This is a genomic window from Salipiger bermudensis HTCC2601 (assembly GCF_000153725.1).
Classification (GTDB): domain Bacteria; phylum Pseudomonadota; class Alphaproteobacteria; order Rhodobacterales; family Rhodobacteraceae; genus Salipiger; species Salipiger bermudensis.
Map to the genome: position 1 here is coordinate 49,086 of NZ_DS022276.1, position 9,648 is coordinate 58,733.

Genomic DNA, 9,648 nt, shown 5'->3' on the forward strand with positions numbered 1-9,648 from the left:
AATTCGCGGTCCGATCACGCGGAAATCGCGGTTCACTCACGCTGCGTTCACGCGGGCCGGTCACATTGTCCCTACGTCACGTTATCCAAGGCGGTCCGCCGAGAGGCCGCCAGCGACAGGGAATATCACCATGAGCATCCGGCTTGAGACACACCAGAACGGGCTGCACGTCATCGATGGCGGCCTCCGCCGCGACACGCCTGCCGGGCTCCATCTCCAGCTTCCCGCCGCGCCGCGCATGGGGCCGGCCGAGCTTGCCGCCGAACTGGCCGAGCTTTACGCCATGGCGCTGGTCCGCGATCTGCCCTTCGAGCTGATGCAGGATCCCCATTGCGAGATCTGGATCGATGCGAGCACCCATTTCACCCTTCACGAACTGCTCTGCGAACTACGCTCGCTGAGCTGGTTCAACGATCAGGCCCTTCCCGTTCCCGGGCCTGTCGAGACGGTTCTTTGCTCCCGGACCGTCTGCGGGGATGCTGACCAGCGCCGCGGCCTTCGGCTGAACGGCGATGGTCAGCTGACCCTGCGCAGCCTGTTTCGCGGCGTTGTGGCGCATCGTGGACCGCAGATCCGTCTCTCGACCCTGCACGCCACAGATCGCGCCAACTGCGCCGAGACCGAGCCCTGCGCCGCGCCCGATGCCGATGCGCCGATGTCGCGCTGGCTCGAGTGGATCGAACGCTGCTCCGGCGCCTCGCTGGCGCTGCCGGGGCAGGGCGCTTCGCAGGGCGAGGCGCTGATCACGCCGCGGGCTCTGGTCGGGCGGCTGCATGCCAGCCATCCCTGCCGGATCTATTTCAATGCTGCGCTGCGGCTGCTGGGCCGCCGGGCGCCCCTCGACCCCGGGCTCGAGGCCATCGCCACGCCGGGCGTGGTCTCTGCCCAGGCCCTGCTGTCGATGATGGCCGAGTGTGCCGAGCGCTCCTATTCGGCGGCGATGCGCATGCAGGGCCGCGCCGACCGTCTCAGCCGTCCCTCGGTGACCGCGGCGCGGATCACGGCGCTTCTGGCGCGGGAGGATCAGCCTGTCGGGGGCGAGGGCGACCTTGCCGCCTGCGCCGAGGAGCTCGCCGGGAAGGCGCCGCAACTGCTGCACTGGGTCGACCGGATGAACCGGGCGCAGGGGGGCGTCCGCCGCGGGCGGGCCGACCTGCACCTGCCGTCGCTGCGTGACGACCAGCCATCGCATCGCGCCGATCACGTGGCCAAGGCGGTGGTCGCGGGGGCGCTCTCGACCCTGTTGAAAGCGGTGTTCGACAGCCGTCGGCACGCCCGCCTTCGCATGGTCGGAAGCCAGGGCACCGGCATCGATATCGGCGCCGAGGCCGACCGGCTGGCCGCCGACGTGGCACTGGCGCGCTCGGTGAGCGGCAACTACTTTCAGTCCGAGAACTACCGGGATCTGCGTCTTGGAGAGGCCATCGCCTGCCACGTGCTGCGCCGCCGCTTCGAGGCGCAGGGCCAGAGCCTCTCGCTCGGGTTCAGCAATTTCGACGGCCAGATGGTCGACCTTGCGGTGCACCCGCGCGGCGCCACCGGCCATGCCACCCTGCGCATCGAGGGCCGGCTTGCGCCCTGGCCGATGGAGGCGGGTCGCAGCGGCAGCCATCTCGCGGTGGTCTGAGGCGGGCACCCACCTTGACCGGTGTCAAGGCGCGGGCCCTCGAGGAGTGAGAGACTTCCCCGCACAGCACGGGGAGGATCTCATGCGGACATTCATTTTCGCCACGCTGGCAGTCGCCGCCCTGAGCGGCGCGGCCTCTGCGCAGGACGCCGATATCGGCCGCTCGCTCTATCACACCCACTGCGCCACCTGCCACGGGCTCGAAGGCCGGGGCGACGGGCCGATGGCCGGGGTCCTGCTGATCAAGCCGGTCAACCTGACCGAGCTCTCGGCGGCCAATGGCGGCAGCTTCCCGCTCGAGCGCATCGTCAAACGCATCGACGGCCGCGACCCGCTGGTCAGCCACGGCTCTCCGATGCCGGTCTACGGTGACTATTTCGAAGGTGTGTTCGACGTGCCGATCAAGACCCCCGCGGGCCAGCCGGTGCTGACCTCAAGGCCGGTGGTCGATCTGGTGACCTACCTGCTCGAGATCCAGAAGCCGGACTAGCCCCGGCGCTGCCGGGCCTCAGCGGCAGATGCCCTCGGGCTGGATGCCGCGCCACGGCACCAGCACCTCGGGATCGTCCAGCACCGCCTCGAGCCCTGCGACCGGCATCTCGGCCGAGATCATCTCGCGCAGACGGGCGGTGCGCGGCGCCTCGGGGTCGAGCACGTGGCAGCAGACATATTCCTCGACGATGGCGCCCTGCTGCTCGTAGCCGTGATCGAGGAAGCGGGCGCTGTTCCCTGGGTCGAAGAGATAGGGGTCTTCCGACACCCGGTGCTCTCGCGCCGCCTTCAGCGGCGAATAGCCGGTGCGGGCGCGGTTCTCCCACTGCCAGACATGGGTGGCCTCATGCGCCAGCAGCATGGCGTCGGCGAGGTCGATGCGCTCGGGGTACTCCGGCACGAAATCGTCGCGGTAGAGATCCTCGCGGTAGAACACGTGGCGGAACAGCGTCATCGCGCCGGGAGAGACGGTCACGGTCTCCCCGCGCGAAGGCGGCCACATGCGCTCCATGCAGGTCAGGCGCGGACGGATCGGACGCTGGTAGGTGATCTTTCCGGCCCAGAGGCCGTCGTGAAAGCGAATGCGATCCCCGTCGAAGCTGGGCCCCTGCATTGCGGTCAGGAACGAGACCTCGTTCGTGGTCAGCGGGCGGCCGCAGGCGGCAAGCAGCAGGCAAAGGGAAAAGGCCAGGATACGCATGAAGCGATAGGGGCAGAGTGTTGGGCCGGGCGCAAGCGCCGTCTCGCGCGGTTTCAGTCGGCGGCGGCGTGGCGCTTGTCGACCATGCCGGAAGACGAGATCTCGAGGATCAGCTTGCGCTTCACCGCCTCGGCAAAGCTGTCGCGGTCCTCGGCGGTGACCACGAAGGCACCGAGCCCGCCGATGATGCGCTGCTCGTAGATCGCCTCGAGCCCGCCCTGGGCGCGGCCGGGATCATCGGGGCGCAGGATCGGCAGGGCGTTGATGGTGATACCTTTGGCGAGGACCTCGTCGCGGGCGGCTTCGATCGGCGGGCCGGACCAGTTGCCGGCGCTGTCGCCGGAGAAATCGATCACCTTGCGCCAGCCGTCGATGTCGTTGGCCTCGATCTGCCAGGCCGCCTCGAGCAGCGCCGCGCCGATGGCGTTGCGCCCGAAGGCCATGCGCGGCGTGGTCAGCAGCTGGTCGGCGAAGGCCTGCGCATCCTCGGCATCGCTGATGCGCATCCACTTCACCACCTGACCCTGGTGCGCGGCCCATTCCATGTAGGTCACGGCGATCTCGCCATAGGCGGTGTTGGCGATGGCGGAAAGCACCTCCGGATCGGTCATCGCCTGCGCGTAGCCCTCGCGCTGGAACATCAGCTCGGCGGGCGAGATTGAGCCCGAACTGTCGGCCAGCAGCACCAGCTCGAGATCGGTGTCCTGCGCGAGCGCGGGGCTGGCGAGGAGCGTGAGGGCGAGGGCAGGGGCGAGGCGGCGCATGGGCAGGGCTCCATCGTGGCGTTGCGGCAAGGCTAGCCCTGATGGGTTGGTTTCGCGAAGCGCCGCGTGGTGGGCCTGACGCAGATGTGAGCGGATCTGCAGTGTCGTGCCGCTTGGCTCACCAGCCCTCTGCGTCGCGTTGCCAATCCTTCACCGCGGCGAGGGTCGCCTCATAGGCCGCGCGGCCAAGCGCGTGGCCGGCGGCGGTGTGCTTGCCGGCGAAGGCGGCGCAGCCCTTTGGCACGGCCACGGCGATGCAGTCGGTGCCGGTGCCGGTGGCGCGGCCGGTGGGCAGGTCGGTGCGGGCCTCGAGCACGGCTGCGGTGCGCGCCTCGGCCACGAGGCTCAGCGCCTCGATGAGGGCGGTCTGGCCGAGGGGGCAGGACAGGCGCAGCGCGATGTTGATGGTGCCCCAGTCCTTCGCCGGCTGCATCCATGTCTGCGGCAGGCGGGTGCCGATGCGCTCGGCGTTCGACAGCCCCGCAGTGACCACGGCGGTGGCGGTGACGCCGTCCTCGGTGGCCGTCGCGCTGCGGTGGGCGTCGAGCCTGCGCGAGGTCAGGAAGCAGACGGCGTCCGTCGCCTCTCGGTCCTCGAGCTGCGCCTCGAGCCATGCGATGGCGTCGAGATCCTCCGACAGATCGGCATTGCGCACCTCGCGCCAGAGGATGCGGCGCGCCTCGACCAGCCCGCCATTATGAGGCGCGAAGCTGAGGATCTGCATGGGCTGGCCGAGATCGAAGGTCAGCCAGGGCGGGGAGAGGGTGAGCATGGGCGGGCCGCGTGGTTTTCCGTTCTTCGATCATCACGCCTGCGCGGAATCAAGGCCGAAGGCCGCCGCGCCATCGCCGGCCCGCCCCCTCGGGCTGGCGATCTGGCGACGCAAGCGTAAGTGTCGAGGTCCTTCGGACGTGGCGGGGATAAATCGAGAGGTTCGGAGGTCGCATCGCCATCCCGCGGGCCGGCGATGGCGCTCGATCCGTTCATTCGTTGTTGCTATTTAAGAAGCTTCGAAGCATCTGATACTCTGCCTTCACTCCCGCCGGCAGGTTCTTTTGCATTTTTGGGCGCAGCAAGAAGCCATACTCTTTGAATTTTCCACTTGAGGACTTTAACATAACTTCTTCGATCTGCTTTTGGAGGGCTTTCCGGGCTTGCGGATTGTCCCCGTTGGCAAGGTATCGAAAACTGCCTGTCAAAATATCATTTACTGACTGAAGGTGTGACGTTCCTTCGCAAGACATAGAGAAAGAAATAATTCTATCTAGTTCTGAGAAGCCTTGTTGGAACTCGTTCCCCTGTTGAAATTTCTCTCTTAGATATGAAAAGCCATCATTGTAAATTTTATATTTTTTTTGAGAAATCGAGACGATCAATCTGTGCGACCGCAAAGGAATCTCGCTCCAACATTTCTTGGTTAAGTTTCTGCAAGACAGAATTGAAACCGAAAGCTCGATTTCGTTCAGGGTTGTTGCTTTTGTGGGCCTGGTTGAAGTAGGCATAGCCGATGAAAAATGCGCCATGATCTTTCGCGATCGTGACGCATTGGGTTTTCAGATCCTCATGAGTTTTCTTATCACAGGTTTCAGGGCGTGACTTAAGGTTAAATTTTAGAAGATCGGTGGCACAAAATGCTCCACATTCGTAGCGAAGCGCGCTTATTTTTTTGCTGATCGCTGCGACTTCAGAGGCTGGAATTGCCGTAAGGCCAACAGCGGTAAAGCTGTTTTTCGCCGTATGGTCGGACTCATCTGCGAATGCAAGATATACACCTTTCCCTGAAGCGCTATTGGCCATTCTCACACATCCAGCTCTTCCACGAACCGCGCGTTCTCCTGGATGTACTGGAAGCGCAGCTCCGGCTTCTTGCCCATCAGGCGCTCGACCAGATCGCCGGTCTCGCCGGGCTCGTCCTCGTCGATGGTCACCCGGATCAGCTTGCGGGTGGCCGGGTCCATCGTGGTCTCCTTGAGGTCCTTGGCGTCCATCTCCCCCAGACCCTTGAAACGCTGCACGTCGATCTTGCCCTTGCCGCCAAGGCCCTTCTTCAGCATCTCCTCCTTCTCGGCGTCGTCGGCGACATAGATCCGGCGGGCGCCCTGGGTCAGGCGGTAGAGCGGCGGGCAGGCCATGTAGAGGTGGCCGCCATCGATCAGCGGGCGCATCTGGGTGTAGAAGAAGGTCATCAACAGCGCCGCGATATGGGCGCCGTCGACATCCGCGTCGGTCATGATGATGATCTTCTCGTAACGCAGATCATCGACGTTGAACTTGGTGCCGAGCCCCACGCCGAGCGCCTCGCAGAGATCGCGGATCTCGGCGTTGGAGGTGAGCTTGTTCGAGGCCGCGCCCAGCACGTTGAGGATCTTGCCCTTGAGCGGCAGCAGGGCCTGGCTCTCGCGGAAGCGGGCGCCCTTGGCCGACCCGCCGGCCGAGTCGCCCTCGACGATGAACAGCTCGGTGCCCTCGCGGTTCTTGTTGGTGCAGTCGGTGAGCTTGCCCGGCAGGCGCAACTTCTTGGTGGCCGACTTGCGGGCGGTTTCTTTCTCCTGCCGGCGGCGCAGGCGCTCCTCGGCGCGCAGCACGAGGAAGTCGAGGATGGCGCCGGCGGACTTGGTATCGGCGGCGAGCCAGTTGTCGAAATGGTCGCGCACCGCGCCTTCGACGAGGCGCTGCGCCTCGGTGGTGGCGAGGCGATCCTTGGTCTGGCCAACGAATTCCGGCTCGCGGATGAAGCACGACACCAGCGCGCAGCCGCCGGTGATCAGGTCGTCGCGGGTGATCTGGCTGGCTTTGCGGTTGTTCACCAGCTCGCCATAGGCGCGGATGCCCTTGAGGATCGCGGCCCAGAACCCGGCCTCGTGGGTGCCGCCCTCGGGGGTGGGGACGGTGTTACAGTAGGACTGGATGAAGCCGTCGCGCGAGGGCGTCCAGCTGATCGCCCATTCGACCTTGCCGGGCGTGTTGAACTTTTCCTTGAAGTCGACGGTGCCGGCGAAGGGCTTCTCGGAATAGGTCGAGGCGGTGCCCAGCGTCTCGGTCAGGTAGTCCGACAGGCCGCCGGGGAAGTGGAAGGTGGCCTCGAGCGGGGTCTCGTTGTCGTCGATGGCGGATTTCCAGCGGATCTCGACGCCAGAGAACAGGTAGGCCTTGGAGCGCACCATCTTGAACAGCCGCGCCGGCTTGAACCGGTGCGAGCCGAAGATCTGCTCGTCGGCGTGGAAGGTCACGGTGGTGCCGCGGCGGTTGGGCGCCGCGCCAACCTTCTCGACCCCGCCCTGCGGAATGCCGCGCGAGAAGCGCTGCTCGAAGAGCTCCTTGTTGCGGGCCACCTGCACGACCATCGAATCCGACAGCGCGTTGACCACCGAGGCGCCGACGCCGTGCAGACCGCCCGAGGTCTCGTAGGCCTTGCCGGAGAACTTGCCGCCGGCGTGCAGCGTGCAGAGGATCACCTCGAGCGCCGACTTGCCGGGGAACTTGGGATGCGGATCGATCGGGATGCCGCGGCCGTTGTCGCGGATGGTAACGGCGTAATCGCCATGCAGCTCGACCTCGATGCGGTTGGCGTGGCCGGCGACGGCCTCGTCCATCGAGTTGTCGAGCACCTCGGCCACGAGGTGGTGCAGCGCCCGCTCGTCGGTGCCGCCGATATACATGCCGGGCCGCTTTCGGACCGGTTCGAGCCCCTCGAGAACCTCGATGGAGGAGGCGTCGTAGTCGGGGGTATCGGTTGCGGCGAGAAGATCGTCGGCCATGGTGCGCTGCTCGTTCTGATCGTTGATTGGCGTCGATTATGGCAGAGCGGGACAGCCGCGAAAAGGGTCCGCGCGGCGTCAGACCCCACGATCATGGGGGAAAGCCTGTGGATTACGCCGGATCTTGTGGCTGAAGCTGCGCCCAGTGCTCGCCCATCGCCACGATGCAGGAGGTGCCCGAGGCATAGGCGATGACCATGGTCCAGCCGCCGTCAGCGTCGGTCCAGACCTCGACCACCTCCTCGGGATTGCGAAGGCCGGTGGAGGAAAGCGTGGCGCCGTAGCGCGTTGCGAGGCGCTTGGTCATCTGCGGGCCCGGTTCGCACAGCACCTCGGCAATCGGCGAGGCCGCGAGGGCAGGGGCCGGGAGCAGGAAGGGAATCAGGGCGAGGGTCCGCATGCCCGGAAGTGTAACAGACGTATGACGCTTCGGATTGCGAAAATCCTCGCCCCACGAATAGCGAGCGCCGCGAAATCGCGGCGCGGGCTGGTCAGGATCGACGGGAGAGGCAGGGGCGAGGCGGGCTCAGAAAGCCTCGGGCCGGGCCTCGCGGGCCATGTGGTCGAGCACGGCGTTGACGAAGCGCGGCTCGCGGCCCTCGGGGAAGAAGGCAGAAGCCACCTCGACATATTCCGAGATCACGACCTTGGGCGGAGTGTCGCTGTCGACGAGCTCGGCGCCGGCGGCGCGGAACAGGGCCCGCAGGGTCGGGTCGATGCGGGCGATCGGCCACTTGGCGACCAGCGCGCGGTCGGTCATCTGGTCGATCTTGGCCTGCCAGTTGACCGCCGACGAGGTGATCTTGCCAAACAGCGTCACATCGCCCTCGACCATCTCGACGCCCTCGTCGATCTCGGCGCCGAAGCGGTAGTCGACGAACTCGCGCTGCACCTTCTCGACGGCCACGTCCCCAGCTTCCATCTGGTACAGCGCCTGCACCGCGTAGAGCCGCGAGGCGGATTTCATCCGCCGCTTCTGATTGCCCGAGAGGGCCGGGGGGGTGTCCGGGGTGGTCATGCGCTGTCGTTTCCTCGTGAGGCACCCGCGATCTGGTACTCGTCGCGGGAGGGGACGAATCCCACCCCCTTGCGGGCGCCGCCCCACCTACGGGCCAGCGCGATCAGATGCAAGGCCGCCGCGGCGGCGCCGCCGCCCTTGTTCTGGCCCGCCGCCTCGGCGCGGGCCCAGGCCTGATCGTAATTCTCGACCGTGAGGATTCCGTTGCCGATGCACAGGCCCTGAAGACCCAGCAACGTCAGCCCGCGCGAGCTGTCATTGCAGACCGTGTCATAATGCGTGGTCTCGCCGCGGATCACGCAGCCAAGCGCCACGTAGCCGTCGAAATTCGACATCCGCTCGGCGATGCCGATGGCCGATGGCACCTCGAGCGCGCCGGGCACCTCGATCACCTCGTGGAAGCCGCCCGCCGCCTCGATCTCGGCGCTGGCGCCGGCGACCAGCTGCTCGGCGATCTGCTTGTAATAGGGTGCCACCACGATGAGGATCTTCACCGGCTTGTCGAACTCCGGTCGGGGCAGGGTGTAATGCTCTTCGTTCGAGGCCATCAGGCGTCTCCGATCTTGCGGGTGCCGACGATCTCGAGGCCGTAGGCGTCGAGCCCAACCACCTTGGGGGTCGGCGAATTGGTCAGCAGCACCAGCTTGGACAGTCCGAGCGAGGAGAGGATCTGCGCGCCAAGACCGTACTGGCGCAGGGTCTTGGGCGAACTGCCCTCCTCGGGGTCGAGCTTCATCGCGGTGTCGCGCAGCAGCACGACCACGCCGCGGCCTTCCTCGGCCACCACGGTCATGGCGTCGCGGAACTCGTCGGCGCGGCCCGAATGGCCGGTGCCGGCGATGTCGAGCATCGGGTCGAGCGCGTGCATCCGGACCAGCACCGGCGCGTCGCCCGAGAGATCGCCCTTCGACAGGACGATATGCTCGTCGCCATGGGTGGTGTCGGAGTAGATCCGCATGTCCCACTCGCCGCCGAACTCGGAGCTGACGGTCTGCGAGCGCTCGACGCGCACGAGATTGTCATGGCGGCGGCGATAGGCGATCAGGTCGGAGATCGTGCCGATCTTGAGGCCGTGCTTCTGCGCGAAGGCCACCAGCTCGGGCAGGCGCGACATCGAGCCGTCCTCGTTCATGATCTCGCAGATCACCCCGGCGGAGTTGAGGCTGCAAGCGCGACACGTCGACCGCGGCCTCGGTATGGCCGGCACGCACCAGAACGCCGCCGGACTTGGCCGCAACGGGAAGACGTGGCCGGGGGTCGCGATGTCTGCGGCGCCTTTCGAGCGTCGA

General features: G+C 66.3%; 12 protein-coding genes. 2 read left to right on the top strand and 10 right to left on the bottom strand.

The window, feature by feature from the left end; all coding sequences use genetic code 11:
- Positions 1-130: 130 nt before the first annotated feature.
- Together R2601_RS00200 and R2601_RS00205 are read left to right on the top strand one after the other, a co-directional pair.
- Positions 131-1,627, top strand: a complete 1,497-nt coding sequence (locus tag R2601_RS00200) for a hypothetical protein (protein ID WP_007791766.1) — start codon at positions 131-133, stop codon at positions 1,625-1,627.
- 82 nt (positions 1,628-1,709) lie between these two features.
- Positions 1,710-2,117: a c-type cytochrome gene (locus R2601_RS00205; RefSeq protein ID WP_007791768.1), complete on the top strand. Its 408-nt coding sequence runs from the start codon at positions 1,710-1,712 to the stop codon at positions 2,115-2,117.
- Between the two features lie 18 nt (positions 2,118-2,135).
- Here R2601_RS00205 and R2601_RS00210 read toward each other — a convergent pair whose 3' ends face one another.
- The 10 genes from R2601_RS00210 to R2601_RS00250 form a co-directional block, all read right to left on the bottom strand.
- Positions 2,136-2,819, bottom strand: a complete 684-nt coding sequence (locus tag R2601_RS00210; protein WP_007791769.1) for a hypothetical protein — start codon at positions 2,817-2,819, stop codon at positions 2,136-2,138.
- Positions 2,820-2,872: 53 nt separating this feature from the next.
- Positions 2,873-3,583, bottom strand: a complete 711-nt coding sequence (locus R2601_RS00215) for a DUF1194 domain-containing protein (RefSeq protein WP_007791772.1) — start codon at positions 3,581-3,583, stop codon at positions 2,873-2,875.
- Positions 3,584-3,701: 118 nt separating this feature from the next.
- Entirely contained in the window at positions 3,702-4,355 is a 654-nt protein-coding gene (locus R2601_RS00220) for an adenosylcobinamide amidohydrolase (RefSeq protein ID WP_007791775.1), read from the bottom strand.
- Positions 4,356-4,566: 211 nt separating this feature from the next.
- Positions 4,567-4,959, bottom strand: coding sequence for a hypothetical protein (locus R2601_RS26585; protein ID WP_144266886.1), 393 nt, complete (start codon positions 4,957-4,959; stop codon positions 4,567-4,569).
- Positions 4,928-5,380, bottom strand: a complete 453-nt coding sequence (locus R2601_RS26590; RefSeq protein ID WP_144266887.1) for a hypothetical protein — start codon at positions 5,378-5,380, stop codon at positions 4,928-4,930. Before R2601_RS26590 ends, R2601_RS26585 begins: the two co-directional genes overlap by 32 nt.
- 2 nt (positions 5,381-5,382) lie before the next feature.
- Positions 5,383-7,341: a DNA topoisomerase IV subunit B gene (gene parE / locus R2601_RS00230; RefSeq protein WP_007791781.1), complete on the bottom strand. Its 1,959-nt coding sequence runs from the start codon at positions 7,339-7,341 to the stop codon at positions 5,383-5,385.
- Between the two features lie 112 nt (positions 7,342-7,453).
- Positions 7,454-7,741, bottom strand: a complete 288-nt coding sequence (locus tag R2601_RS00235; RefSeq protein WP_007791784.1) for a hypothetical protein — start codon at positions 7,739-7,741, stop codon at positions 7,454-7,456.
- A gap of 126 nt (positions 7,742-7,867) precedes the next feature.
- Entirely contained in the window at positions 7,868-8,359 is a 492-nt protein-coding gene (gene nusB, locus R2601_RS00240) for a transcription antitermination factor NusB (RefSeq protein WP_007791787.1), read from the bottom strand.
- Positions 8,356-8,907 (bottom strand): 6,7-dimethyl-8-ribityllumazine synthase, encoded by a 552-nt coding sequence (locus R2601_RS00245; protein ID WP_007791790.1) that lies wholly within the window; start codon positions 8,905-8,907, stop codon positions 8,356-8,358. Before R2601_RS00245 ends, nusB begins: the two co-directional genes overlap by 4 nt.
- A partial coding sequence (locus R2601_RS00250; RefSeq protein ID WP_302621465.1) for a 3,4-dihydroxy-2-butanone-4-phosphate synthase occupies positions 8,907-9,648 on the bottom strand: 742 nt, incomplete at its 5' end. The genes R2601_RS00250 and R2601_RS00245, both read right to left, overlap by 1 nt.